This is a genomic window from Paraburkholderia sp. EB58, from assembly GCF_050436665.1.
Taxonomy (GTDB): domain Bacteria; phylum Pseudomonadota; class Gammaproteobacteria; order Burkholderiales; family Burkholderiaceae; genus Paraburkholderia.
This window is the reverse complement of record NZ_JBNDMQ010000066.1, coordinates 1-23,582: the sequence shown is the minus strand read 5'-3', so window position 1 is coordinate 23,582 and position 23,582 is coordinate 1. Positions and strand designations below refer to the sequence as shown.

Below are 23,582 nucleotides of genomic sequence, written 5' to 3'. Positions count from 1 at the left end.
ATGCACCGATAAGATTCCCCTCCTGCCTCACCTCCTCGAACAACGCATCGTTCTGCCTGCTTGAGCAGTATGCCCGCGCTCGCCCCGAGTTATTGGGAACGTACTTATCCGACGCATAACCCATTGACTTTACCGATTTATTGGAGCGGATTCCTAAATTAATTCGGTCTATATCAGCCAAAAACCAACTACCAATCCAACGATGCCGTAGGCCCAATGCTTTCGTGCTCTACCTGAATTTTTTGCAAGTATGACGAATAGACCAGCAGCCAGAATCGCGATAGACATCAGAATCTGCATCACCAAACGTGGCGTATTGTCATTGCTGATCTGCCCTCGATCGCGTGTTGGCGGGGCTGCGCTGACGGGGGTTTCCGGTGGAGTATTAGGGCCTTCGAGGGTGCCGTCAGGACTCTTGTTGTCTAACTCACTGAGGATAGCTGCTGGGTTATGAAATGAGCTGTTGTTTCCATCCCGCTCGACACCCACTACAGGTGGAAGCTCGACGGCAGAGCCACCGGGTACGGCAGTGGACTCGGGAATGCCCGGTCCTGTTGGGAGTAGTTGAAGCTGCGTGAGCAGAACTCTGCTGCCGACAAGAAGGATAAGCAGCACGAACGCAACGACCAGAGCCAGTCGATATCTCATCGCACCACCCCCATCGGGGTACTTCGTTAAACGCCTAGTCACATACCTTGGCGCTTTGCTTGAGAGTTCCACTTCAGTTTAGACCAGTAGACGGCCGCGGAAAAGTGACTGCGCGTGGTAGGGCTCGCCCCCGACCATCACGACCGGAGTGGTCAGTCAATCACGCCAATTTCCCTCCGGCTGACCAGGCGGTCCCAGTCGTCGTTGGGGCACTGCAACGGCGCCCGGGCATCACCGCCGTACGCCGTGCCTGATGCAATCGGCACGCCGATGCTGGGTACATCAGCCCTGCACGGCGTGCGGTACACCAGCGGCATACTCGCCCCAAGCACGCATCTTGTCGGCAAACGCGTGCTCGTCTATGACGGCGTCCAGGACGCTTGCTGGGTCCTGGCTCCATGACATTTTCGGGTCCTGAAGGCAGCGCCTTGAGCGACGACGGATCGCTGGCGCCCGGCTGCGCACCGCGCAGGAAAAAGTTCGTTCCGCTGCGCAGCTGCGCAGACATCTTTTTTCCGCGCTGTCTGCCTTGAGCTTCGTTTGAATGTGCACTCCGTCGGGTGCGAGCTTGACGTCCATGACGGTCGCTGCCTTCACGCCGCGAAAGATGACCCTGGTATCGTCAGGTTTCATTCCGAAGGCATCGGCAAAAGTAATGGTGACCGTCTCGCCGCCATGAACCGTCGCGCGGACGCCGGGCCATCCGGCCGCGGTAGGCGCGGCGATGAATCGACAGATCCAGCCCGACCATGCCGCACCTCCCCCGGCGTACGCCGCGGACAAAGTTAATTCACGATGTCTCGCCAGCGCGTTTTTCAAACGACGCTCGCGATTCTGCACGCTCACCAGTTCGACTTCGGCGCCCGCCAATGCACATGGCCGGTAATAAATCGTATGCAACTGCCTCAGGTCACACCTGCGTGCGGGCGCATGGTGTGGAACAGCAGATGCGAGGACTTTATATCGGCCGCCCCGAGCACAGAGGAGGAGACATGAGCGACTACACCTGCCGACCCTACCGAGGTTTCGGAGTGCACGTGCGCGTTCATGAGAACGCCGCGCTCTCCTTCAATGGTCTCGAACCACGCTTTACCGTCACCTGGTATCTTCATGCGGGAGCTCACTTCCTGCCGCAGAATGTGATCGCGAGTTACTCGGAGCGGCTTGCATTCGCGTGCCCTGACGAGGCCGTCGCCTACGGTCAACGTCGGGCGCACACGTTTGTCGATTGCGCATTCGTCGTCTCAAAGGAGTGACCTCGTCACGCATAAGCCACGTATTGCCCGCCCCGGCTTGCGGACGGGCTTCGTGCGACTGTGGTCGACTGTCAGGCGAATTGGCGCTTCAGCTGATCTGCAGAAGCGAACTCTTGCATTCTCACGTCTATCAGAGGCTTGCTCTGGCGGGCGTAGGCGACCCTGCGCTGTCGGCACGAATGGCGAACGATAGCGCCGTACCGTACCGCACCGTGGCCATCGCTTCGCCGCACGGCCGACCCGCTCTCTACGGTTGCGACGTCGTTTCGAGGTCAACTTCGACGGCGAAATCGCCGACATCTTTGCGATTCCCTTCGACGTACCGCAGCGATTTAAATGGCGTGCGCCTTTTGAGTCTCGGCACCCTGGTATGATCGCCGACGCGGCCGCCGGCGAAAACCGCGAGCGTAAGCCGATTTCACCGCTGAAGTCGTGCGGGGAGAATCACGAGCTATTTTTCGGACCTCTTGCCGCCGGGCAAACTGACCAACGAGCCGCCGTCCCGACTGCGTTGCAATTGCGCACGCGCCCGGGAGAAGTGCCGCAAAAGGATCATACGCAACGCAGCTGAACTCACGTAATGACGGAAATCGCTACAATTCTCGCACTCTTTTTTTCAACTCTATCAGGCGAAGATGCTGAGTTTGGAGTTCCTTTGGCGGTTGCAGCGAATCTATCCGTTGAGTCCAATAGGCGATTGGGAACGGGCCGCAGGCGAAGTGCGGCAGCACCCTCTCGAGGAAAGAAAGCTCGTTTTCGATGTAGCGGTGATCCATTCCAGACCCTCGGGTGCTCTTGAAGGAAATTAACGGCAGCCATCATTTGGCAAAGGCGCTGCAGCAAATGCCGTGCCGAAGATGGCCCAGGCAAATCAGTGCGAGCGGACAGGACTTCGAGTGCGATACGAGCAAGGCTTTCCCGCTGGTTTCAAAGGTTACGTTCTGTATAGTCGATCGCTGCACGAACGCATACCGTACCGAATACCGATGCTCACTTGGCGCGCCGTCTTGTGTTTCCATGAAGCTCTTAGAGTTCTCCTTAAGGTTTTCTTAAGGTCCGTTTGCTAGTGGGAACTGTCGTACGGCTCGAATTATTGAATCGATTTTTCGAGTTGCCACACGCACGGAAATCAAGACCCGATGCAGCGCAGCCAAATGGCACACCCTGCTGGCGCAGGATGCTGGCGCGAGCGCGACTTTACGGCCGACGCGCGATACTTCCTCTCGAGAAAGCACGGCCCAAAATCGTCGATTTGAAGTTGCGAAAACGGACGCCTATTCTTTTAGAAGGAGGTGCCGGGATGGGCAAACATCGTACGCCGTACCCTGCGGAATTCCGGGCGCAAATGGTTGAGCTGGCGAAGGCTGGACGCAAGCCAGAGGAGCTTGAAAAGGAGTTCGAGCCGACCGCGCAGACCATCTACAACTGGGTCGCACAGGCCGATCGCGATGCGGGCGTGCGTCATGACGGGCTGACCACGGCCGAGCGGCAGGAGCTGACCAGGCTGCGTCGTGAGAACCGGCAACTGAAGATGGAGCGCGACATAATCTCTCACGCAGCGGCCTGGTTTGCCCGGGAGACGGGAGCCGTATCGCCGAAGGATACGGATTCATGAGAGCGAACCGGGCCCGCGGCCCATTGCCGCGATGGCGCGGCTGCGCAGGGTCTGACCGCGCCGAACAGGCCAGCGAACGCGAGATGCTTGCGGCGCTCGCCGGTGCGGTCTATGCAACCGTCGATCACGAGGCAGCGGCAGCGACACTTGCTGGTGTATTCATTTTTGAGTATTTTGAATACGAAAGCTATCCATGGAGAGAGCCATGCCCCGGACTACCACCACCATGACGGTTCGTCTCAGCGGAACCCTCTGTGACTTTGTTGCCACGAACGTAGGCGAACAGGGTGCCTACGAGAACGTCAGCGAATACATGCGGGACCTGATCCGTCGTGACAAGGACCGCACAGAGCAGGAGGCCTTCGAACGGCTCAAGGCCGAGTTGACCCTTGCATACGCCACCCCGGAATCCTCGTACCAGCCGTTGACGGCGGCCGATGTACTCGCGCGTAACCGGGGCTGACCACGTGGCCATGGTGCATGTCCGCGTACAGGAGTCGGCATCCTACCGGCTGGATGAGATCTACCGCTACACAAGGCATCACTGCGGAACCGAACAGGCCGAACGCTATATTACCGGCTTGTTCGAAGCCTTCAATGGCATTGCGACCCACATAACTCCTTCGAGACCCATGCCGCCGGGTTCGGCGTTGAGGGTTACTTTTTCCGCTACGAACGGCACTTCGTCTACTGGCGTTGGCTCTCGAATGGCGACCTTGGTATTGTGACGATCTTGCGGCATTCTGATGCCAGGTTAGTGTCCAGCACTCTGGCCACCGTCGACGTGCAGAATTTCGCCCGTCACGAACGGCGCTGCATCCAGATACAAGATTGCATCGACGATGTCTTTCATCTCGCCCATGTGACCCATCGGGTGAAGCGCTCCGAGCGCCGCGTGCGTTTCGGCGGCATGCATTGGCGATTTGATGATACCCGGAGCGACCGCGTTTGCACGGATGCCGGACTTTGCGTATTCGATGGCTAGTGACTTCGTGGCTGCGTTCAAGCCGCCTTTCGTCAGAGATGCCAGCACAGACGGCACGCCGTTGATGGCGTGGTCGATCAGGCTGGTCGTGATGCTGACCACATGACCGCTCTTATTCTTCTCCATTTCGGCAATTGCCAACTGCGTGATGTAGAAGAAGCCGTTCAGATTTACGCCCGTCACCGCAGAATAGTCTTCAGCGGTATAAGCGGTAAACGGCTTTGCGATGAAGATACCTGCGTTGTTGATCAGTGTGTCAATGCGGCCGAAGCGCGCCACGCCTTCCGCAATGACGCGCTTGGCAGTCGCGGGGTCGGCGATATCGCCTGCTACGGTCACAATGTTGGGATCGTCAGACGGCTTGATGCTGCGCGCTGTTGCGACGATGCGATAGTTGAGCGAGCGGAATGCCTTGACGGTTTCTGCGCCAATGCCTTGCGACGCACCTGTAACGACTATGACTTTTTGCGACGTGCTCATGAGGAACCTCGAAGATGGGATTGGGCTTACATGCCCATCGGGCCAATGGCTCCGATGCGTGCCTAATCTAGGTCCATTTACGTTCCAGACAAACACCCCCCACGGACAAACTAATTTTCTCGGACGGAACAAGTCGGATCGTGGCCCGACGATTCAGCGGGCTGATGCCGATACCCGGATCGGAGATCAGCGATCGCGAAGCAGTGGAAGGCCGTGAAGCGCGGAGAGGATGAACCACTGCGAGCCGGTCCCTTCGACCAACGCCCTCGTGCGGGTGAACCACTCCGGACGTATACTGCTCGCGTGCCGGGGCCGCGGTCGCCGGCTTCTTTCCGACGCATGGAACGAGACAGATGGTCATGGGTGCCTCGTGTTGTGGCGGAGCCTGTAACGTATGCGCTCATGAAATAACGAGCAAAGACATTTTGGGGTTACGGAAAGTCCTTGCGTGCCAGATTTTATGACACTACAATAAGTCGAATGAAAATCACATTTGACTGGGCGAAAAACGCCAGCAACGAAGGCAAGCACGGTGTATCGCTCGCCGAGGCCGCGCGGCTCGATTGGGATGGGATGCTCGTGATACCCGATACGCGGCACGCCTACGGCGAGGATCGGTACAGGGGCATTGCCCTGTTGGGCGGGCGGCTGTACAGCGTGGTTTTCACGCCCCGCGACGAGACCATGCGCATCATCAGCCTGCGCAAAGGCGAGCAATATGGAGATTGACGCATATGAGCAAGACTAAGCTGATCCGCAACGCTGCCGCCGAGGAGGCAGCAATCCAGCGTGGCATCGAAGCCGATTCGGATAACCCGGAATGGACCGCCGATGATTTCTCGAAGGCGCGCCCGTTCGCGGAAGTCATGCAGAAGCGCATGGGCCGCCCGCCGAAGGAGAACCCGAAAGAGCAGGTCACGATGCGCTATGACGCTGACGTTCTGGAGGCATTCAGGGCAACCGGATCGGGTTGGCAGACGCGCATGAATGACGCGCTGAAAACCTACCTGAAAGAGCACCCGCTGAAGGCTGCATGACCGGCGACGGTTTGGAAGCGTTCGCTTTCAGACCGCTGCCGTGGGGCAGTAGGGAAGCGCAGGCAGATGCAGGAACCTCGACGTGAGAGGCAAGCCACAAGCCATGATGCCCCTCAGTGTCCCCGGATTGGATGAAATACCTATCGGCCTTTTCAACGCCATCGGTCGTCGTTTTGGAGCATTGCGCGATGCAAGGCGTGCCGCCTCCGTCTGCCCCCGGCTTGGACGGCTTATCTAGGGGCTCTTGCGACGCCCGCCATAGCTATCTTTGGCTGCGTTTGTTCAATCAAGAATGGCAAAAGTCAAATTGAAGCTCGAGCATTTCTAGAGGCGTGTCGCCATCTACGACGCGACGAGAGAACTGATGTCGGAAATCATCTTTCACGAGGAAAAGTTCACCGAAGAAAACTTGAATAAGGCCAACGCCGGCAAAGCATTCAAGGATGCGGTCGACTGCGCGTGAGAGCGGAGGCAAGGCGTTGGTTCTATGGCCGCCGGTCCCGAAGACGCGGAAGATCCCGCTCGGGGCAACACTCAAACGACCCGGCAACAACACGGTTGCAACCTGAGCGGCGAATGACGATCGATGACACGGCCTGAAGGTCGGCGCGCCCGGACAGTAGGAGGCTTGCCCGCCGGGCAAGCGTAGTTGTAGATGGGGCCCGTCGGTAACGGCGTGGTTCCAGCGCTCTGCGCATGCGGTATGAGGTGACTGGCCTGGCGCCGGCACGGATAGATGTTGGTCCGGGGGCCGGTGCCCGGACATCAAACACTCGAACCTAACCCGTGTTTAAGTTTGGCTTTATAAGAACGACTCCGATCATCAATCAGGAACCCTTCCCCGTGCGGGTTGTCCGCCGCCGGCCAGCGTCGTGGTCGTGACAGGCGACCCGCTGGCCAGCGGTGGACAACCCGCAGCACACTCACATGGAGGTAACTAGCCCACGGAAAAAAGATCACCAAAGAGCTTGATTTCGACTGCCCCATAGAAGTACCACTGTGTCAAAAAATAAGGCATTACTCGCTTGTCTTCAGGTAAATTGTGAGGAGTGCGATGGAACGTCATTCGGAGCGGTTCGACGAGCACGTGTCCCTGATGACTCAGTCGCTCGGACACGCTGATCGTGTCGAGCCATTTCGTGGCTACTGCACGCGGTTGATGTTGCCGGTCACGCGCAAGAGCGTTGAACCTATGGCTGCGCATCTTTCACCGGACCGGGTGCGCTCGGAACACCAACGTCTGCATCACTTTGTAGCCAATGCACCGTGGTCGGATCAGGCGGCGCTTGATACAGTGCGCCGTTACGCGCTTGAGCGGATCAAGCGTCGTGCGGGACCACCTGAGGCGCTAATTATTGATGCGCGGCCGCGACGATCTACTGGATTGGCTCACGACCCGCTATGAGCGCGCGGCGCTGCCTGTCAAAGTCAATATTCGTCTGAAGAACGTTGGCGCAGAGGACAAGTCACGTAAGGCACTCACGAACGCGCCCCAAGTTACTGAGGTTTATTTGGTGCCCTCTGGCGCCTGGAGTGGCCCGAAAGGGACAAGATCCAAGGGTGTTGGCTTCCCGACCTTCTCGTCGAGGAAGGTCAGTGTGTGCTCGACCCTCTCGCTGAGCTTGAACAGGCCCGCACCTTCAAGTCGCTTGACGAGTTCGGCATGCGCGTCCCAACTGACCGCGCAGACTGCGACGTCGACATCGCGAGTGGCGCGCTCGGCGGGGATCCCGTACACGTGCCACAGCACGATATCGCGCGAGGTCGCGCCGGCCACAACGAAGTCCGATCCAAACTGCTTCTCGGCGTCCTGTACATGCCTGAGCAAGGCAAGCGTTACGGGGTGAAGCGGGCGATCCGCGCTGACTTCAAGCATGAGAGGAGGCGAGTTTGGTGTCATAGATTTCTTCTGCGATAGACAGGTTACGGCTGTCACCGGTGGCAACGAGGTCAGCATAGATCAGCAGCGGGTGGACAAGTGCCTGCCCGTATTCCCGCCAGGTCTCGACCGGTGACGGAGGCCAGAAGGCCTCGAGGATCTCAACATCGCCCCGCTCATCGGGACGCAGCCTCGCGCGAATCATGAAGTCGCTCGATATCGCGGCATGCGTATAAACGGTCGCACTTGAGGCCTTGAGTTGCTCTGTCATCACTTCGGCGCCAGCTTCGCCACCAAGCAGGGCATTGAACGAGGCGAAGTCGAATTTTCGCCACCAGCCAGGAGTTGTGCTGGCGTACCGGCGGCCGCCGAGCTTGGGTCGTAGCCTCGACGGGTAGAGGCTCACCCATTCGGCGAGGAATCTCCGCCAGTCGGGCAAGATCCGCGATCCGCTACGACTTTTGGCGACAAGCCCACGGGCAAGAAGGTCGTCCATGGACTGCTTGACGGAGTTGAGGGATACGTTCGCGAGGTCGGCGATCGCGCGGTACGGCATGGTGACAAGAGCGGGATGCGTGGCGAGCGCGAACATTACCTGAAGGCCTGTGCGCGTAGTGGACCGGGTGCTTGGTGCGGGCACGCTATGGGAGGGCTTGGGCCTGCCGGTGATCATCACCGTACCCTCAGGTTCGGCCAGATAGACGTTTCCCGCGGCGTCCAGGAAAGGGACGTTTTGCTCGATCAGACGGTTGGCGAGCTCTGGACCGACGTGCTGCGTAACCAGCATAAGGGGGCGTGCGGCCCCGCCCGCCTGCCGGGCATACATGTGGTGCTGGGCCAAAAGGCCACCCGAGGTTCCGACACGGCCCTTCACATAGACGGGCATCGCAAATTTGTGGCCGCTGATGTCGAATTGCACGGACGTGTCCGCGATTGGGATTGTCCCGACGCGAGCATTGGTTACCTTTTGCTGAACGGGCTTTGCCTTGAAGCGATGCGTTGCGGTCTGGAAGGCCGCGCACGCCTCCTCGATCAGCTGCATTTCAGCGAATGTTGGGTTGTTCGTCGATGGCATAACACGCTCAGTGTACTCTTTTCAAGAGTGTACACAAAAAACGAACATAATGAAAAAAACGAACATACGTTACGTAAATAACTGATATATAAATAAAAAATAATACTTGCATGAACCCGGTGTTCGGTTTTAATGCACCGTTCGGCAACAGCGATCGGCCAAAAGAAAGCGAACGGCCCGCGCGGGGGCGGCGACAGCCCATCGGGGATCGCTTCGACGACCTTCCCGAATCGGCATACCTCCTCCAGGAGTGTCACGTTCGTATCTGATCGGATACTAAAGACACCCGGAACGCTTCCGGAGGCAATTTGGTACCCGATCGGGTGCGAGCGATCGAAGAGCGCTGCGTCTTTCGACCGTTCGTACCCGAGCGGAATTTTCAGACCAGCATGCGGCTCCATTTTGCTATCATGTACCCGAGCGGATACGAAACGAGAGCCTATTGTGGACCAATCAGATTTCCCCATTACGGACATTGGGGTGCTTGCGAACGTCGTGCGTGCGGCTCGTATCGCGCAGGGGCTCACGCGCGACGACCTTGTTAACGTGACTGGGCTGTCACCGAAGTTCATTACGCATGTCGAGTCGGGAAAACCGACAGCCCAGATAGGTAAGGTTTTTGTCCTACTCTCCGAACTGGGCATCATGTTGCGTGCTCAGACATCCGTCGCCATTTCAGCGAAAGTAGCAGAGCAGGCCCGTCGCACGCGCAGGAGCCCGCATGCCAAATAGGCAACTTGTGGCATGGGCTAACGGTGAGCGCATGGGGGTCGTCGAAGACCAGGACGATATCTGGTCCTTCGTCTACGACGCACAATGGCTCGCTTCCAAGAACGCGTTTCCGCTGTCGCCGGTGTTCCCACTAAGGGAGGAGCCCTTCGTGGACGGGTCGAGTAACCGTCCCGTGCAGTGGTTCTTCGACAATCTGCTTCCCGAGAATGACATGCGCTCAGCGCTCGCGCGCGAGGCGAAGATCGACGGGAGCGATGCTTGGGGCCTTCTTGGTTACTACGGGCGCGAGTCGGCCGGTGCGCTCACGCTGCTCGCGCCCGACGAAAAAGAGCCGCCGGGCGGACTGCGGCCGCTGTCCTTCGAGGATCTCGAGGCTCGCATTCGCGCAATGCCACAACGGCCGCTGACGGCGGATGCGCCCAAGCGCATGTCGGCAGCGGGGGCACAGCCGAAGCTCCTCGTGACGATGCGCGGTGAGCCACCCGCCTGCGAACTCTTTGAACCCGAGGGCAGTGAACCTTCGATGCAACTGCTCAAGCCGGACTGCCGCGCGGGGGGCTATCCCCACCCGGCGATCAACGAGTTTTTCTGCATGCGCCTCGCGCGCGCCGTGGCGCTGCCCGTACCCGCGACGTACTTCGTTCGTGCTCCGACACCGTGCTACCTAGTAAACCGCTTTGACCGGGATACGACGACGCAGCCCACATGTAGACTGCATGTCATTGACGCGGCTCAGTTGCTGAACTTCTCCAAGGATTTCAAGTACGACGGCGCCAACGCGCAAAAACTGCGAGAGGCCATAGAAGGCACCCAATACTCGGGCCCACGCCCGTCTAGAGATTTTCCGGTGGGCCGTCTTCAACGTGCTTGTCGGTAACGGCGACGCGCACCTCAAAAACCTGTCGCTTTTCGTAACGCCCCTCGGCTACATGCTGGCGCCGTTCTATGACATCATGAGCACGGTCGTGTATCACACTAAAACATATCAGCCCGAGCGAGGAGATCAGTGGCCGAATTGCGAACTGACAATGCCTGTCGGCGATGCCACGCACTTCGGGGACATGTCTAGGCAGAATATGTTGAAGCTCGCGGACGAGCTTGGGCTGCCTGCCCGGGGCGCGGAGCGCCTGCTCGACGCGATGCTTGAGTCGTTCCGTGCGCGGGTCGACGAGACGTTCAACGCAGTCGTGGGCATTGCGACGCCAGACGCGGAAGAGACGCGCCTGCTCAATTCGATACTTGTAATGCCGATTCGTGAGATGTCGAGGGCACTTGCGCGCTGAGTTACGCATCGCCTCGATAGCTCGTGGCTCAGTCGCGCTATCTATCGCGCCGCCGCTCGCGATCGCTACAGGGCGGTGCCGTCTGGCAGTATCGCAGGCGTGCTTGCGACCCACGCCAAGATTCCGTAGAATCGACTGAGCCGTTCGATCGGCATCTTTTTCAAAGCACCTCGCCGCGGGCTCCGACCGTTGGCCGAGTCCAGTACCCCCTTCATGCGCGTTTAGCTGAACATCTCAACCGTTCACCTGAGCGCAGTGCTCTCTCCTTTTCAAAACGCCCCACGGGCAAAGAGGAGAAAATCGATGAATAACAAGCCATCCGTCGACACTGAACAGGATATCAACCTGCGGCCTTTCCTTGCAGGTATGGTCAACATTTCGACTGCGCACATCCCGGAACACACGGCGATCGCGCTCGGACAGGATGAGGGCAAGAGCGGTTCGCCGGCTCTCTGGAGCAGGCTGTCCTATGTGTACTTCCACGAGTACGGATGGATCGTGTCGTGCAGCGACGATGCCGCAGAAGCCGTTCGCGAGGATCATCCGGAACTGTCGGACCTGATCAAGCGTTGTCGTGGGGTCTGGGCAAATTTCCTGAAGCTCGACTGCGACGCGGAAAAAGTACTCGGCCTTCCAACGTTTGAATGGTAATTCAGCGATAGATCCGCCCGCGCCACCTCTCTCGAGGTGTGCGCCGGCAGACTCGCCTGGCGAGCGCAGGCTCACGTCAAAAGCGAATCTCTTCCGGTCAGCCATACGGCTCACCGGAGCATCGCGCACTCTCCTTATCAACGCCTTGTACAGGCACGAATGGAGAACATTATGAAAGAGAGACCAAAGCCACTGCGGGCACTTCTGGACGCAGGTGATATCACACTGCGCTGGCTCGGAACAGAAACCTGCGGTGAGTTCGCGCCAACGGCCGAACAATTCGCGATCGCTGCGGACGTGCTGCGTGAGGGCTGGACGCAACGCGCGCTCGAACGGGGGGCAGCAAGAACCGGTGAATCTGGACGGTTCCTGCAAATTTGCGAGCCTCTTCGTGAAGATTGCCTTCGGCGGAGTGGCGGAGGGTGCATGGGGTCACCAGTACAACAAGGTCGGCGGGGAACGTGTGGACCTGTCAGCAGAGGAGTTCAGCGACATGCAGCATGACGAAGAGTTCTTTGGCAACGAAGAACACCTCGACAGTTTGCGCAGCTGCCTGCCACGGGTGCTGCAGCGGATTCACATGCTGGAGCGCGAGCTGTTTGAGCGGAACTATCCGGATCTCTTCCGCGGCAAGGCACTGACGACGCAGCGGCGCGATCGCGATGCGGAGTACAGATGGGCGGAGAAGGCGCAGGGGACGTATGGCGAGCGCTATCGCATGCTGCACGAAGCGTTGCTAGAGGCGGGCGTTCGCGACGACTTGCGCCACGCGTGCTTCCATCTCACTGGCGTCAGGGTCTGGCACCGATCGGCAGACCTGTCGATCCAGCGTCGGGTCGGTCTGATGAAGCCGCTATCAGAGTTCACCGTCAAGGCAGAGACGACGATCCACGACACGATGTCGCACTCTTTCCCAGAAGAAAAATGTTTCTCGGTGATGTGAATCGGGCCAAGTGACAAGATGTCACTTTCGTACAGCTTGGTGCCGTTGCGGCGGACGAGATAGGCTGCTACATAAATATACTTATCACTATTGGCTGTCCGAACGACGCGCGTCGGCATCGCGAACTGACGGTTGCGCGTCTCGGCGAAATCTACCGCGAGAACGGTGCGCATCCCACGATGACATGCGCCCCTAAAATTCGCCTGCTCAACGGGCCGGAACCTACGCGAGCGCATAAGGCGGCTGCCGTTTCTGGAATCCGCCGCGCTTTCGTTGCGCAGATCTGGGTTGGTGTCTGGTTGGTAGCTAACCGGTACCATACGGAATCCAAAATTGATTCGGCCTATATCAGCCAAAAACCAACTACCAATCCAACGATGCCGTAGGCCCAATGCTTTCGTGCTGTACCTGCGTCTTTCGCAAGTATGACGAATAGACCAGCAGCCAGAATGGCCACAGACATCAGAATTTGCATTACTAAACGTGGCGTGTTGTCATCGCTGAACTGCCTCGAGCGCGTGTTTGCGGGGCTGCGCTGACGGTGGCCTCTGGTGGAGCATTAGGTCCTTCGAGGGTGGCGTCAGGACTCTTGTTGTCTAACTCATTGAGGATAGCTGCTGGGTTACGAAATGAGCTGTTGTTTCCATTCCACTCGACACCCACTACACGTCGAGACTCGACGGGAGAGCCAATGGATACGGCAGTGGACTCGGGAACGTTTGATTCTGTTGGGAGTAGTTGAAGTTGCGTGAGCAGAACTCTACTGCTGACAAGAAGGATAAGCAGCACGAACGCAACGACCAGAGCCACTCGATATCTCATCGCACCACCCGCATCGGGGTAATTCGTTAAACGTCTAGTCACATACCTCGGCGCGCTGCTTGAGAGTTCCACTTCAGTTTAGACCAGTAGGCGGCCGCGGAAAAGTCGATGCCTATAGTAGGGTTCGCCCCGACCATCACGCCCAGATGTTCCACTCAGGCAGCGAGGTAAATCGAATGACGATGTGGGATAGAACCGACCCCGGCGCAGCCCCAGTCATCGATTCAGTGGAAGTTGTAGCAGAAGCGGTTACACCAGTCGTCGAAGCTGCGACGACCGCAACACCAAGCTTCGACGCGTTCTCCTCCCCCTCGTCCGGCTCACACCCGAAGGTGCGCGATCGCATCGATCTCAACCATCACCCCCTGCAGTCCGCACTGCACGGTCGTGCGAGCTGGTTTGAAGTCGGGAAAGTAAGTCGCATAGACGATATTGAACTGCGGGAACAGCGTCAAATCCGTCAGGTAGATTGTGGTCTTCACTATGTCTTCCAGCGAGGCGCCGGCCACGGCCAGTACCCTGATCACATTGTCAAGCGCCGCAGCGGTCTGCGTTTCGATCGAATCGCCAATGACACACCGGTCGGCATCGCGCGGCGTCTGTCCCGACACGAATACAAATCCTCCGGCGACTACTGCGGCGGAGTAACACCCGCCCGTCTTTCGGCCCGAAACATCGATCATACGAGTTTTCGCATTCGACTGGTCGTTCATTTCGTCATCCTCTATGCATTTAGCAATCCGTTGTATCTTTGCGGCGCCGTCACGGCCTCGTCTGATCCGCGGCCTACCGGCGGTTGCCGAGCTGATCGCGAAACGACCATTCTCCATCGCTGCCGAGCACCAGCGCCTCGTCGTAGAGATAAGCCGTTGTACATGCGTGGCGAGGCATCAGCAGGAGTCTGTCGCCGACCGTCAAGCCTACATTTTCGACCACAACATGCTCTTCGCTCATCATCAGAATCTTGCTGTCCCAACGAAAGCGCTCGCTCAATGGTTTGTCCGGGGAAATGGCCTTGGATCCCGCGTCCAGGGTTGCCGTATGGCCCTTCGTCGCGATCACGGTAGCAAGTACGTAAGCGCTCGGTTCCCATCCGAACTGTGGCAGCTCTGCATCGTGCTGGGCACTCGAATAGGTCCAGCTCCCCGGTCCAACATACCTGGCAAGCGTGGCCGGCCAGACGTCGAAGCTGTAGGCGCCGCCCGCGATGAGCTCGGAACTCAGGCCGACCTCTGTGCCGCGATCGATAAGGCGCGCAACTTGCCGCATAACCTCGCCAATGCGCTCGCGCCGGGCCTCGGCATCACGCCCCTGAATATGGCCGTCATAGACGTGCCAACCGCCAAAATGGTTCAACGCGCTGACATCGCGCGCCAGATCGAGCGCGGCCTGAGTCAAGGGCGCGCCGGTGCGCCCCATGCCGGGGTCGAGATCCACAATCAGTTTCAGGTTCGGCGGTGCCGTCTTGCCGGCCGCGATCTCATTGCGCCACGCAGCGAAGCCCGCACCCGAATCGACCAGCGCGCCAACCGTAGCGCGCGGATAAGCCCGCGCCTCAGCGATCAGCGCGCGAATGTTTGCCACGTTCGCGCTCGGATAAGCCCAAACGACGTAGGGTGCGCCCGCAGCCAGCACCATCGCTGCCTCGGCGACGGTGGCAGCCTTGAACGCACGCACACCTTCTTTTAGCAGCAGTTCGACGATCCAGCCTGCACGATGCGTCTTCACGTGCGGCATCAGCCGCTCGATGCCACCGCACGTCCTGGCAGTTGCGTGCAGGTTATCGATTACACCTTGTTCGTAGATAGTGAAGCACGGCGTTCGGATATCTTCCGGCATCGTATGTGCCCACGCAGGGCTATGCCTCGGAGCATTTGAAGGTACGTTCGACATGATTCGGCTAGCTTCTTTTTCTCAGATGACTGCATGACTGGAATGTTCGTGCGCCAGCCTACTCGGCGAGGGCCGCATTCGACTGGCCGTCGGCGTCCGACAAGCGCACGGCAAGATGCGTTTCGACGACGCCGCGCAATTGCGTCAGCACAGTCGCGTGTGTTTCCCACACCAGGCGATCGACGCTCATCACCGGGCGCGCCGGCCTATCGATGCGGCTGTCGTCCACGGCTTGCCCTACCTCGACAGCTGCAGAGAGGAACGCCCGGTCTTTCTCCGGGTGGAAGTCTTTGAGCAACGACGTTGCGAGCCTGGGCTCAGCTAGCGCCATTGCCGCCAACAAGCCCCAACCGCCCCAGTTCGATACGCCTGCGACAATCAAATGATCAGCCGGTGTGGTGGAGGCAATCAAGGGGCCATTCGGAATGTCGTCGCGAACGATCTCCTGAGGCAATACGCTCATGCCGATCTCGTTACCTCCATCGCCGATACCGATCGTGGTCCACGGTCGCTCCCATTCCGGGTCATCGAATAACAGATGCAAGGGCGCGGTATCGTCCGACATATCCGCGCCGTACTCGCGGTGTGGCTTGCCATCGCTGCCGGGCGCCACCCGCTCGATCGCGATCAGATGGGTAATCGGCCGTTCAGTAGTGGCGAGCCGATCGCGCAGCGCGACGACTGACGCTTTGCTGACCGATGTGATTTCGAGCGCCACCGCGTCAGGCAGCTCGGTGGTGATCGCCCAGACCGCCTTGCTGCATGGTGCGTCCGAGATGACCGTCACGGGTATGCCTGCGTGCGCGAGACCAGCGGCCATGTGGGCCATGCCGCCAAGTCCGTCGGTCTCCGGTGAAGGTGGCACTGCGTTGCGAATGAAAAATCCGGTGACGATGCCGACGTGTGGATTCGGCGTAGTCATGATTGAACGCGCCGCACGTTCCAGATCACCCTGCGAAACTTTCACCATACGGCTAATGTCCCGCCGAACGGTTTGACCGATGATGTCTTCTATAAACTTGAATGCCATTGCCTGCGCTTCCTGTTGAAAATGATCGAGTGCGAGGTCGCACTCAGACCGGAATCTTGCGTTCGTAGTCGATGCCAATCGAACACACGAAGAGACCTACCCCCATCGCGGCGAAGCACATCAGCGCGAGGAAATAGGAACCGGTGTATTGGACGATCGCCCCCACCACGATCGGAATCACCATCCCGCCAATGTTGCCGCCAAAATTGAGCAAGCCACCGAGCGCGCCGACCTTGTTGCGCGTGGCGAGCATCGCCGGAATCGACCAGTACAGGCCGCCCCATCGCACGAAGAACAGGGTCGCCGACAGCAGGACGACAACCACCCGCGGGTTGGTCGCATAGGCCACGGAAAATACAGAGATCGTGGCCACCACGGCGGCAATGCCGAATATGACGCGCATCACCAGGTTGGGCGCAGCACCGCTCGCAAGCCATTTATCGGCGATATAGCCGCCCATCAGTTCGCCGATGAAGCCGCACAGAAAGATCACGAAGCTTGCGTTGCCCATCTGCTGCAGGTCGAAGCCATGGACTTTGTGCAGATAGGTCGGCATCCACGTAAGGAGCCCGTAGTAAAGCGTCGTGCAGCACATAAAACCGAAAAACATCAACCATACCGAGCGGAACCTGAAGAAATCAATGGATCGACCCGACAGGTCTTTGGCTTCCTTCGCATGCTCCAGCGCCTGCGCCCGCTCAATATGCAGGGCTTCTGCTTCGTTGACACGTGTATGCTCACGCGGTTGATTCCTGATGTAGCGCCAGGCAGCCATGCCACACAGAATCGTGCCGATCCCCGCGATTGCGAATGCGGCGCGCCAGGAGTGCACAACGAGAATCAGCCAGGCGATCAGTACTGAACCGAATGCCGCGCCGAGCGGCGAGCCGCCGTCCATCAGCGAAGCGCCGCGTACGCGCTCGTGTTGTGTCAGCCATGCGGCGTTGAGCGCGCCGCCGGCCGCGGCGACGGGCGCCTCGGCAATGCCGAGGCCAATCCGCGTCATCAGCAGCCCCACCGAACTTGTCGCGATGGCGGCCAGCGCCTGAAAGCCGCCCCAGAACAGCGTACATAGCGCAAGGACGGCGCGCGGTTTGAAGCGATCGACGAGCTGGCCGCCCGGGATCTGCATTAACGTGTACGACCAGAAGAACGAACTGAGAATAAAGCCCTGCATCACCGGCGACAGCGAGAACTCATTCGTCAGCAGCGGCATCGCGACCGATAGAGAGGCACGGTCAATGTAGTTCACCGTCACGAGCAGCAGCATGATCAGAAAGATGTTCCAGCGCACGGACGTCTTCGGCTGCGCGTACTCCGCCACCGAGTCAATTGGTCTGCTCATTCCGGCTCCTCGCATCGCACGTTATCGATCGGATGAACCGAGTGTAGAAGACAAATATTGATAAGGGATAATCGAAAGTGAGCCCACCATCTGATAGAAATTCCCGATCATGCGCCTTTCCCTGCAGCAAATCGAAACGTTCTACTGGACCGCCCGGCTAGGCGGCTTCCACGCGGCGGCGCGCCACCAGCATTTGACGCAGCCGACCATCTCCGCCCGCATTCAGGAACTGGAGTTGCAACTGGGCGCACAGTTGTTTAAGCGGGACCGCGGGAACACCGGACTCACGGTCGTCGGTCAGGACGCGCTGGTCCAGGCGGAAAGGATTCTGAAACTCGCTGACGAGTTCGCCCGCGTCGCCGAGCGGCGCGATCCGATGCGCGGGCTGCTGCGACTAGGGGCGAACGAATCGACGGCGCTCGCCGGACTGGCCGGGTTGCTGACACAATTGAAGGCTGCCTATGCGGGACTGCGCATCGAAATCACGGTCGACGTCGGCATGGAGTTGAGCCGGAAGATGATCGCGCGCGAGCTCGACGTCGCGATCCTGAACGATTCGTCGGGCGTGCCGCACGTAATCGAGGACACGATCGGGGCGTCGAATTTGCATTGGGTCGCCTCGCCGGCACTCGTGCGCAAACGTGAGGTCACCCCGCAGACGCTGGCGTCATTGCCGGTCATCACGGTATCGCAACCTTCTTCGAATCACACGCTTGTGATTAGCTGGTTTCGGAATGCGGGTGTCGAACCTGAGAACGTGAGTTCGTGCAATTCGCTATCGACCATGCTGCAACTGGTTGCCGCAGGACATGGAGTTGCGGTGATGTCGCCGGCAATCATGAAAGCTGAAATCGAATCCGGGCTGATTCATACGTTGATATCGAAGCCGCGACTTAGACAACAGAAATACCTTGTCGCGCATCAGGTGGAACGTCACGGCAGCGGTGTCGATATGATTGTCCGGCTAACCAGGGATATGCTGGCCCGCAGCGGCGTGCTGGTTCCGCGGAGGGCGCACGGGGATTGAATGCCTGATATACGCGTGAGTCGATTAACGGCCGATGACTGCATTCACCGCTCATCTGTACCCCTTTACCTTCTTGATGGCATGCGTTCCTACACCAGCGCGTTGAGACCTGCTTCAGTCAGAAACTGACAGACCGTCGCTATGGCGTGGCTCACGTGTTCGTCTTGCTGACCTACGGGGGCGGCATACCGAATCCCGCCCGCAGCTCGTCGTTCGGGGAGCGCGCAGCACATCGCTGTGCCAGTCGCAACCGTACCCCAGGATTGGCACTCGCTGCAATTTCCCTGCCTCTCCTCTATAGATCATAGTAGGCGAGGGCAGTGCATTTTCGTACCGGCACACTCGATGCGTTCATGTATCGATCGGCCGCATATCGATCGACCCGCTGATCAAGTGCCCGGCTCTGGCGTTCCGACCGCCATGGAGGTGCACTGTGTTTCACCGGACTCGTCTTCGCACCTTGCTCCACGCTGCCCTGATAGCGGCTTTCTTTCTGGCGGCCCGTGCCTGCAGCCGACGGCGAACGCCGCGGCTGTGGCTCAGCCCCGTGAGGCTTTGTCAGGTTGATGGGGAGGCGGCGATAAAATAAGGCGATGAACAAAACGAAATCGCTTTATCGCGGTCACCGCTTCCCCGCCGTCGTCATCAGCTGCGCCCTTTGCTGGTATTTCCGGTTCAGCCTGTGCCTGCGCGATATCGAGGAGTTGTTGCTCGAGCGTGGTGTCGTGTTCACGTACGAAACAATCCGTTGCTGGTGCGATAAGTTCGGCGCTGGATTCGCGCGTTGCGCCAAAGCGGGTTTGGGGATCTTATACAGCGAGCCGATCGCTGGGTCCGAGCTCATTCACGTAGAGGACCACATTTACGCCATCAGGTGACAGGCGTAACCGGAACAGGATTCCCTTTCCGCCATTTGCAATCACCTCGTTACCGATCATCCAGCACGGCGGTGTTGACGTCGAGCGTGAGATACAGGGCGTTTAGACCGATACGGTTGGCGCGACCGCCATGCCTCCGGGTGCCAGCGCCGCTAGTCGGTGCAACCGTCCACTGCGGGACGTGCACGCGGTACCCCGTCACTTCAGAGAGACCTTGGAGAATCATCCTGCCGCGCATGCTTCAAAAGATGAAAAGGTAGCGAAGTAGGTCGTCAATGCGGCCGTCGGAAGAGCCGTTTGCAGCAAGGCTTTACCGTCAGGTGACTTTTTCGCACTCAGCGAGCTCGCAAACCTTTGATGCATAAGGATTTTCGTGATCAAAGCGCCCGATTTTGCACGATCAGGACGACAGCCCTAACTTGGAATGCACGCGGATGTGGGTTAATATGTGGTCATTTATGCGCATGACTTTCAACAAAGGAGGTCCACATGGCACATGCAGTCGCCGTCGCGCCACGTAAGGCAACGAACGTCACGCTGCCTGTCGACGTCTATGAACGGGCGAAAGAGCTCGGCATCAACTTCTCTCGCGCCTGTGAGCAGGCATTGCGCGAAGCGATCGAGGCTGAAGAGGGCCGTCGCTGGGCGCAGGAAAACGCTGAGTTCATCAAAAACACGAACGACTGGGTCGAAAAGAACGGCCTTCCACTTGCTGAATACCGGATGTTTTGATGGCGCGATTCGAAGTGTATGCCAACACCGGCAAAAGCAACTCGAATACCCCGTACCTCGTTGACGTACAGAGCGACTTTCTTGGGGGATTGACATTTCGTGTTGTGGTCCCGCTCATTCGAACTGACTCTTTCCCGCCCGGGAAGCTCCCCTCCGATTTCACGCCGTTCTTCGAGATCGGCGGCATCAAATGCATGCTGCATCCCGCGTTTATTGCATCCGTTCCATTAAGCGAGCTTGGCCCCACAATCGGCTCGCTGCGGGAGCATCGAGACAAGATCACCGCAGCCCTTGATCGCCTATTGGGCGGTCACTGATCACCTGCGCCAGCTTTAGCTCCGGCTCGTGTCGCGCACGCCTCCCCGGTAAGCGCGCAGAATGTATCGCAAATGCGATACAGCGAGGTTTGCAATGAAAGCTGCAACGATCCCTGGGCTGCGTGTAGCGCCGGACCTGCGCAAGGCCGCAGAAGAAGTGCTCAACGAGAACGAGAGTCTGTCCTCGTTCATGGAGGCATCGCTCCGCGAAAGTATTGCGAAGCGCCGGCTCCAGCGCGAATTCGTTGCACGGGGCCTGGCCGCGCGCGACGAAGCCCATCGGTCGGGTGAGTACTTTGACGCTGACGATGTGCACGGGGAACTGGCGAGCCTGCTACAGGCGGCAAGGACGGCAGGAAAAGACCATTGACGTACCGTGTCCGCTATACTGCCGGTGCCCGTCGTGATCCGCTGCGCCTTTACAGAAATCTGTTGGACCTCGATATAGCGGCTGCGGAGCACGCACTGGAGGCGCTCCGAAAATCTGCCGAAGTCCTCGAGCAATTCCCTTTCACGTGCAGGATGGCGGACGAACACAACCCTTTTCTGCGGGAGCTGATCGTGCCATTTGGCTCCTCAGGATAGTTGTTCTGTTCGAGGTTGAGGACGCGAACACGGTGAGCATCCTCGCCGTCCGGCACCAGCGCGAAGATGACTATTACTAAGCATGCGCCCGCTGGCCCGTTGCATCATTCAACAACCAGTCAAGATAGCGATCGAGCGGCGAATCGCCGGACACTGTGAGCGACGGGCATCACCGTTGGGTCGGTCTGCAGAGTAGGGCCGGGCAGTATCTGCGGATTCACACCTCGTCGCTCGGGTCCAGCAGATCAAGTCTGAACTGCCATCCTTCGAAGGCCATCAGCACTGCGCCGAAATCGGCCCATTCCCCACGCCTGCCATCAATGATGACGCTGGGCTGGCAACCGTCTTCAACTCCATCCCACTCGATACGACCTCTTACCATCGTGCCAGCGACCTGCAGGCCGCTAGCGTCATAGGGCAGGTGCTTCATTGACAATGCGTGCACGATCTTCTGCACAAGCTTTCCGAGCACGGTGAAGGGGTTCGATTGCGAATCATCGAGGATCTGGAAGCGGTATCCGTCCGATTCATCGTGGCCCGCAAGTTCGAACGTTTCTAGCGAGAGCTGGTCCCCGAGCAGAAGGCTGCGGAAGTGGAATTCGTGCAAGTCGCCATCCGCGTCGAGCAGACGAACGGGCGTGAACTACGGATGTTCGAGACCGACCGTGTCCGCCCACTGCGCCATCTCCTCGTTGAAACACCGACTGCAGAGCAGGCGATAGGTGCCGTCTGTTGACGCGACATTGACTATATCGGACGGGGGCGTCCTCGTGCCGCAACGGACGCAGGTTTGCTCAGTCATCACTGCGCCATCACGGGTAATCGCCTGGTCGGAACGTTGCGTGATTGTCGCAAGTGCGTCGGTCGTACCGTGCGGACGCAACGGGATTGGAACTGGTCGAATGTCAGCGCTGAATCGAAACGGTGCGCTTTCGGTAAGGATCGTCGAGGATTTCGATTCGAGACGTCCCTGGCAGTAATTGCCTCGGGCTCCCGTATTGTCTCACCGCTAGCGGTCAGCTCCAAATCTAACATGCAGCTGTATGAGCGCGCACCGACGACTGTTACGTCGGCGCGTCGGGGGGATGAACGGATAACCGTGGTCCCACGAGCGTCGTGCCGCGAGCAAAGGCCAGATGGTGTCATCGGCCGCGCCTTTGGCTCGCGACCTAAGGCCCGCAGTCATCCAAAAAAACGCAACTAACAGTCAAGCTTGGATTAAAACCTTGATCGCGGTTTCACCGCTCAGAAACCGCCTCCAGGCCGAGGGGGCTATCGCGGCACGGATCCGGGATGGCGCGCGCCCGTCGCTGTCGCATGCGGGCTCACGCTATCTGTCGTGTTAGTGAACGCGAGTGAAAGACCAAAGGAGGGATCTTCGTCCTGCATGGTCCTGGGATGCGCGGACCCGCCGGCAAGTTGTTCGAGGGTGACGAGTTGGCGCTCGATCAACGTATCAAGTTCTTCGCGGTCGGCAATCTGGTCGATAGAGTCTTTGAGTAGCATTAATGTCGCCAGTTCGTGAGGGCTGAGCATGCCTTTCTCCTGATCGTCCGGGACTGCCGCATTGGGGACACCTCGGCTGCCGGGGTGTGCGCCCTGCCATTCGCCCGGCCAGGGCAAGCGCGTCGTAGACGCTCTATCGACGTCCGATAGAGCTGCGAAATGCTGCGGGAGAGTGGATGATAGGAGGGAAATCGCTAGGGCAGCAATCCGGGCGGTCCCGTATATTGGGATATAACCGATCGACGCTGCAGTCGTGCTGGCGGCGAAATCGCTGCCAGCACGAATTCGACGAAGCTGCGCAATCCGGGCATCGACGCCAGCTCGCGCGAGCGGTTTTCAGTGGACCCAGTGACAGACACGATGGTGATGATGGTCCCAGTGACACACCTTGTGAGATTGGGCCTGCGCCATTTCTGGCATCAGGGCGGTAAGCGAAGCCACCATCATCAGGCCGGCGAAAAATACGGTTTTCATCTTGTGCATCCAGCTTCTCCTGAAATGGGACGGACTAAAGTGGACCCCTCTGTCAAGACAGAGATGATCGCAATTTAAGCTGCATCGATACCACACGCAGCTGAACAGCGCTGCCCCGGTTCCGCGCTGGCGACTTCGCCTGCGCAGCGTAGCGGAGCAGGCGAAGTCGCCAGCTCTCCACTGAACCTGTCAACAATCCTCGCACCACCACCGCAGCCACTCAGATAGACCTCAGCGGGGGTCTGGTATCCGAGCGACTGATGAGGCCTCTCGGCGTTATAGTAGGCAAAGTACTGCGCCAGCCCCATTGTCAGTTCGCCCATCGTCGCATAGCCCTTCAGATAGACATCTTCGTGCTTGACGTTGCGCCACAGGCGTTCAACAAAAAT

Annotated in this window: 28 protein-coding genes and 3 pseudogenes; 16 read left to right on the top strand and 15 right to left on the bottom strand. The window is 58.8% G+C overall.

The window, feature by feature from the left end:
* Positions 1 to 168 precede the first annotated feature (168 nt).
* On the bottom strand, positions 169 to 648 hold the full coding sequence (locus tag P3T40_RS43420) for a hypothetical protein (RefSeq protein ID WP_429273830.1): 480 nt from the start codon (positions 646 to 648) through the stop codon (positions 169 to 171).
* A gap of 282 nt (positions 649 to 930) precedes the next feature.
* On the bottom strand, positions 931 to 1,548 hold the full coding sequence (locus P3T40_RS43415; RefSeq protein WP_429273829.1) for an MlaD family protein: 618 nt from the start codon (positions 1,546 to 1,548) through the stop codon (positions 931 to 933).
* A gap of 92 nt (positions 1,549 to 1,640) precedes the next feature.
* Between P3T40_RS43415 and P3T40_RS43410 the strand changes: the two genes are divergently transcribed.
* From P3T40_RS43410 to P3T40_RS43395, 4 genes are all read left to right on the top strand, one after another.
* A complete protein-coding gene (locus P3T40_RS43410; RefSeq protein WP_429273828.1) occupies positions 1,641 to 1,904 on the top strand; it encodes a hypothetical protein in 264 nt (87 codons plus the stop codon).
* 370 nt (positions 1,905 to 2,274) lie between these two features.
* Entirely contained in the window at positions 2,275 to 2,475 is a 201-nt protein-coding gene (locus P3T40_RS43405; protein WP_429273827.1) for a hypothetical protein, read from the top strand.
* 729 nt (positions 2,476 to 3,204) lie between these two features.
* Positions 3,205 to 3,519 carry a transposase gene (locus tag P3T40_RS43400; RefSeq protein ID WP_429273826.1) on the top strand — a complete coding sequence of 105 codons (315 nt, stop codon included), beginning with the start codon at positions 3,205 to 3,207 and terminating at the stop codon, positions 3,517 to 3,519.
* 205 nt (positions 3,520 to 3,724) lie between these two features.
* Entirely contained in the window at positions 3,725 to 3,982 is a 258-nt protein-coding gene (locus P3T40_RS43395; RefSeq protein ID WP_429273825.1) for a ribbon-helix-helix domain-containing protein, read from the top strand.
* A 291-nt stretch (positions 3,983 to 4,273) separates the two neighbouring features.
* Here P3T40_RS43395 and P3T40_RS43390 read toward each other — a convergent pair whose 3' ends face one another.
* Positions 4,274 to 4,984 (bottom strand): SDR family NAD(P)-dependent oxidoreductase, encoded by a 711-nt coding sequence (locus P3T40_RS43390; RefSeq protein WP_429273824.1) that lies wholly within the window; start codon positions 4,982 to 4,984, stop codon positions 4,274 to 4,276.
* A gap of 480 nt (positions 4,985 to 5,464) precedes the next feature.
* Between P3T40_RS43390 and P3T40_RS43385 the strand changes: the two genes are divergently transcribed.
* The 3 genes from P3T40_RS43385 (at position 5,465) to P3T40_RS43375 (ending at position 7,426) form a co-directional block, all read left to right on the top strand.
* On the top strand, positions 5,465 to 5,713 hold the full coding sequence (locus P3T40_RS43385; protein ID WP_429273823.1) for a BrnT family toxin: 249 nt from the start codon (positions 5,465 to 5,467) through the stop codon (positions 5,711 to 5,713).
* A gap of 5 nt (positions 5,714 to 5,718) precedes the next feature.
* Entirely contained in the window at positions 5,719 to 6,021 is a 303-nt protein-coding gene (locus P3T40_RS43380; RefSeq protein WP_429273822.1) for a BrnA antitoxin family protein, read from the top strand.
* 1,054 nt (positions 6,022 to 7,075) lie between these two features.
* Positions 7,076 to 7,426: a transposase gene (locus P3T40_RS43375; RefSeq protein WP_429273821.1), complete on the top strand. Its 351-nt coding sequence runs from the start codon at positions 7,076 to 7,078 to the stop codon at positions 7,424 to 7,426.
* Between the two features lie 102 nt (positions 7,427 to 7,528).
* On the opposite strand, the gene P3T40_RS43370 is transcribed toward P3T40_RS43375, so the two are convergent.
* Entirely contained in the window at positions 7,529 to 7,897 is a 369-nt protein-coding gene (locus P3T40_RS43370) for a hypothetical protein (RefSeq protein WP_429273820.1), read from the bottom strand.
* On the bottom strand, positions 7,890 to 8,975 hold the full coding sequence (locus P3T40_RS43365; protein ID WP_429273819.1) for a type IV toxin-antitoxin system AbiEi family antitoxin: 1,086 nt from the start codon (positions 8,973 to 8,975) through the stop codon (positions 7,890 to 7,892). The genes P3T40_RS43370 and P3T40_RS43365 overlap by 8 nt, the downstream gene beginning before the upstream one ends.
* Before the next feature lie 444 nt (positions 8,976 to 9,419).
* Here P3T40_RS43365 and P3T40_RS43360 point away from each other — a divergent pair, with 444 nt between their 5' ends.
* The 4 genes and pseudogenes from P3T40_RS43360 to P3T40_RS43345 all read left to right on the top strand — a co-directional run bounded on the left by P3T40_RS43360 (position 9,420) and on the right by P3T40_RS43345 (position 12,584).
* Entirely contained in the window at positions 9,420 to 9,707 is a 288-nt protein-coding gene (locus tag P3T40_RS43360; RefSeq protein WP_429273818.1) for a helix-turn-helix domain-containing protein, read from the top strand.
* Positions 9,697 to 10,990, top strand: a pseudogene (locus P3T40_RS43355) (HipA domain-containing protein). Before P3T40_RS43360 ends, P3T40_RS43355 begins: the two are co-directional and overlap by 11 nt.
* 303 nt (positions 10,991 to 11,293) lie before the next feature.
* Complete coding sequence (locus P3T40_RS43350) at positions 11,294 to 11,641, top strand: hypothetical protein (RefSeq protein WP_429273817.1); 348 nt, start codon at positions 11,294 to 11,296, stop codon at positions 11,639 to 11,641.
* Positions 11,642 to 12,032: 391 nt separating this feature from the next.
* The gene (locus tag P3T40_RS43345; protein WP_429273816.1) at positions 12,033 to 12,584 is read left to right on the top strand and encodes a hypothetical protein; all 552 of its coding nucleotides are present in this window, start codon (positions 12,033 to 12,035) and stop codon (positions 12,582 to 12,584) included.
* Between the two features lie 1,142 nt (positions 12,585 to 13,726).
* Here P3T40_RS43345 and P3T40_RS43340 read toward each other — a convergent pair.
* The 4 genes from P3T40_RS43340 to P3T40_RS43325 all read right to left on the bottom strand — a co-directional run bounded on the left by P3T40_RS43340 (position 13,727) and on the right by P3T40_RS43325 (position 17,674).
* Positions 13,727 to 14,119: a RidA family protein gene (locus P3T40_RS43340; protein ID WP_429273815.1), complete on the bottom strand. Its 393-nt coding sequence runs from the start codon at positions 14,117 to 14,119 to the stop codon at positions 13,727 to 13,729.
* Positions 14,120 to 14,192: 73 nt separating this feature from the next.
* Positions 14,193 to 15,245, bottom strand: a complete 1,053-nt coding sequence (locus P3T40_RS43335) for an alanine racemase (RefSeq protein WP_429273814.1) — start codon at positions 15,243 to 15,245, stop codon at positions 14,193 to 14,195.
* A gap of 112 nt (positions 15,246 to 15,357) precedes the next feature.
* Positions 15,358 to 16,329, bottom strand: a complete 972-nt coding sequence (locus tag P3T40_RS43330; RefSeq protein ID WP_429273813.1) for a glutamate cyclase domain-containing protein — start codon at positions 16,327 to 16,329, stop codon at positions 15,358 to 15,360.
* Positions 16,330 to 16,372: 43 nt separating this feature from the next.
* Positions 16,373 to 17,674 carry an MFS transporter gene (locus tag P3T40_RS43325; protein ID WP_429273812.1) on the bottom strand — a complete coding sequence of 434 codons (1,302 nt, stop codon included), beginning with the start codon at positions 17,672 to 17,674 and terminating at the stop codon, positions 16,373 to 16,375.
* A 109-nt stretch (positions 17,675 to 17,783) separates the two neighbouring features.
* On the opposite strand from P3T40_RS43325, the gene P3T40_RS43320 reads away from it, so the two are divergent.
* Positions 17,784 to 18,701, top strand: a complete 918-nt coding sequence (locus tag P3T40_RS43320) for a LysR family transcriptional regulator (protein ID WP_429273811.1) — start codon at positions 17,784 to 17,786, stop codon at positions 18,699 to 18,701.
* A 593-nt stretch (positions 18,702 to 19,294) separates the two neighbouring features.
* Positions 19,295 to 19,486 (top strand): annotated as a pseudogene (locus P3T40_RS43315) (IS6 family transposase); the annotation flags it as partial.
* A gap of 142 nt (positions 19,487 to 19,628) precedes the next feature.
* On the opposite strand, the gene P3T40_RS43310 reads toward P3T40_RS43315, so the two are convergent.
* A complete protein-coding gene (locus P3T40_RS43310; RefSeq protein WP_429273810.1) occupies positions 19,629 to 19,805 on the bottom strand; it encodes an RES domain-containing protein in 177 nt (58 codons plus the stop codon).
* Between the two features lie 263 nt (positions 19,806 to 20,068).
* Here P3T40_RS43310 and P3T40_RS43305 point away from each other — a divergent pair, with 263 nt between their 5' ends.
* The 3 genes from P3T40_RS43305 (at position 20,069) to P3T40_RS43295 (ending at position 20,998) form a co-directional block, all read left to right on the top strand.
* A complete protein-coding gene (locus tag P3T40_RS43305) occupies positions 20,069 to 20,311 on the top strand; it encodes a type II toxin-antitoxin system CcdA family antitoxin (protein WP_429273809.1) in 243 nt (80 codons plus the stop codon).
* Complete coding sequence (locus P3T40_RS43300) at positions 20,311 to 20,628, top strand: CcdB family protein (protein ID WP_429273808.1); 318 nt, start codon at positions 20,311 to 20,313, stop codon at positions 20,626 to 20,628. Before P3T40_RS43305 ends, P3T40_RS43300 begins: the two co-directional genes overlap by 1 nt.
* Before the next feature lie 94 nt (positions 20,629 to 20,722).
* Positions 20,723 to 20,998 (top strand): YlcI/YnfO family protein, encoded by a 276-nt coding sequence (locus tag P3T40_RS43295; RefSeq protein ID WP_429273807.1) that lies wholly within the window; start codon positions 20,723 to 20,725, stop codon positions 20,996 to 20,998.
* A 432-nt stretch (positions 20,999 to 21,430) separates the two neighbouring features.
* On the opposite strand, the gene P3T40_RS43290 is transcribed toward P3T40_RS43295, so the two are convergent.
* From P3T40_RS43290 to P3T40_RS43270, 5 genes and pseudogenes are all read right to left on the bottom strand, one after another.
* Entirely contained in the window at positions 21,431 to 21,841 is a 411-nt protein-coding gene (locus P3T40_RS43290) for a DUF7713 domain-containing protein (RefSeq protein WP_429273831.1), read from the bottom strand.
* A 15-nt stretch (positions 21,842 to 21,856) separates the two neighbouring features.
* On the bottom strand, positions 21,857 to 22,015 hold the full coding sequence (locus P3T40_RS43285) for a DUF7685 domain-containing protein (RefSeq protein WP_429273806.1): 159 nt from the start codon (positions 22,013 to 22,015) through the stop codon (positions 21,857 to 21,859).
* Between the two features lie 470 nt (positions 22,016 to 22,485).
* Positions 22,486 to 22,749 (bottom strand): hypothetical protein, encoded by a 264-nt coding sequence (locus P3T40_RS43280; RefSeq protein ID WP_429273832.1) that lies wholly within the window; start codon positions 22,747 to 22,749, stop codon positions 22,486 to 22,488.
* A 306-nt stretch (positions 22,750 to 23,055) separates the two neighbouring features.
* Positions 23,056 to 23,202 carry an HHHH-motif protein gene (locus P3T40_RS43275; RefSeq protein WP_429273805.1) on the bottom strand — a complete coding sequence of 49 codons (147 nt, stop codon included), beginning with the start codon at positions 23,200 to 23,202 and terminating at the stop codon, positions 23,056 to 23,058.
* Positions 23,203 to 23,369: 167 nt separating this feature from the next.
* Positions 23,370 to 23,582 (bottom strand): annotated as a pseudogene (locus tag P3T40_RS43270) (integrase core domain-containing protein); the annotation flags it as partial.

Bases quoted from the DNA above. Each gene is read 5' to 3' on its own strand.
- P3T40_RS43420 (WP_429273830.1), bottom strand. From the start codon at position 648: ATGAGATATCGACTGGCTCTGGTCGTTGCGTTCGTGCTGCTTATCCTT.
- P3T40_RS43410 (WP_429273828.1), top strand. From the start codon at position 1,641: ATGAGCGACTACACCTGCCGACCCTACCGAGGTTTCGGAGTGCACGTG.
- P3T40_RS43405 (WP_429273827.1), top strand. From the start codon at position 2,275: ATGATCGCCGACGCGGCCGCCGGCGAAAACCGCGAGCGTAAGCCGATT.
- P3T40_RS43400 (WP_429273826.1), top strand. From the start codon at position 3,205: ATGGGCAAACATCGTACGCCGTACCCTGCGGAATTCCGGGCGCAAATG.
- P3T40_RS43395 (WP_429273825.1), top strand. From the start codon at position 3,725: ATGCCCCGGACTACCACCACCATGACGGTTCGTCTCAGCGGAACCCTC.
- P3T40_RS43390 (WP_429273824.1), bottom strand. From the start codon at position 4,984: ATGAGCACGTCGCAAAAAGTCATAGTCGTTACAGGTGCGTCGCAAGGC.
- P3T40_RS43385 (WP_429273823.1), top strand. From the start codon at position 5,465: ATGAAAATCACATTTGACTGGGCGAAAAACGCCAGCAACGAAGGCAAG.
- P3T40_RS43380 (WP_429273822.1), top strand. From the start codon at position 5,719: ATGAGCAAGACTAAGCTGATCCGCAACGCTGCCGCCGAGGAGGCAGCA.
- P3T40_RS43375 (WP_429273821.1), top strand. From the start codon at position 7,076: ATGGAACGTCATTCGGAGCGGTTCGACGAGCACGTGTCCCTGATGACT.
- P3T40_RS43370 (WP_429273820.1), bottom strand. From the start codon at position 7,897: ATGCTTGAAGTCAGCGCGGATCGCCCGCTTCACCCCGTAACGCTTGCC.
- P3T40_RS43365 (WP_429273819.1), bottom strand. From the start codon at position 8,975: ATGCCATCGACGAACAACCCAACATTCGCTGAAATGCAGCTGATCGAG.
- P3T40_RS43350 (WP_429273817.1), top strand. From the start codon at position 11,294: ATGAATAACAAGCCATCCGTCGACACTGAACAGGATATCAACCTGCGG.
- P3T40_RS43340 (WP_429273815.1), bottom strand. From the start codon at position 14,119: ATGAACGACCAGTCGAATGCGAAAACTCGTATGATCGATGTTTCGGGC.
- P3T40_RS43335 (WP_429273814.1), bottom strand. From the start codon at position 15,245: ATGCCGGAAGATATCCGAACGCCGTGCTTCACTATCTACGAACAAGGT.
- P3T40_RS43330 (WP_429273813.1), bottom strand. From the start codon at position 16,329: ATGGCATTCAAGTTTATAGAAGACATCATCGGTCAAACCGTTCGGCGG.
- P3T40_RS43325 (WP_429273812.1), bottom strand. From the start codon at position 17,674: ATGAGCAGACCAATTGACTCGGTGGCGGAGTACGCGCAGCCGAAGACG.
- P3T40_RS43320 (WP_429273811.1), top strand. From the start codon at position 17,784: ATGCGCCTTTCCCTGCAGCAAATCGAAACGTTCTACTGGACCGCCCGG.
- P3T40_RS43310 (WP_429273810.1), bottom strand. From the start codon at position 19,805: ATGATTCTCCAAGGTCTCTCTGAAGTGACGGGGTACCGCGTGCACGTC.
- P3T40_RS43305 (WP_429273809.1), top strand. From the start codon at position 20,069: ATGGCACATGCAGTCGCCGTCGCGCCACGTAAGGCAACGAACGTCACG.
- P3T40_RS43300 (WP_429273808.1), top strand. From the start codon at position 20,311: ATGGCGCGATTCGAAGTGTATGCCAACACCGGCAAAAGCAACTCGAAT.
- P3T40_RS43295 (WP_429273807.1), top strand. From the start codon at position 20,723: ATGAAAGCTGCAACGATCCCTGGGCTGCGTGTAGCGCCGGACCTGCGC.
- P3T40_RS43285 (WP_429273806.1), bottom strand. From the start codon at position 22,015: ATGACTGAGCAAACCTGCGTCCGTTGCGGCACGAGGACGCCCCCGTCC.
- P3T40_RS43280 (WP_429273832.1), bottom strand. From the start codon at position 22,749: ATGCTCAGCCCTCACGAACTGGCGACATTAATGCTACTCAAAGACTCT.
- P3T40_RS43275 (WP_429273805.1), bottom strand. From the start codon at position 23,202: ATGCACAAGATGAAAACCGTATTTTTCGCCGGCCTGATGATGGTGGCT.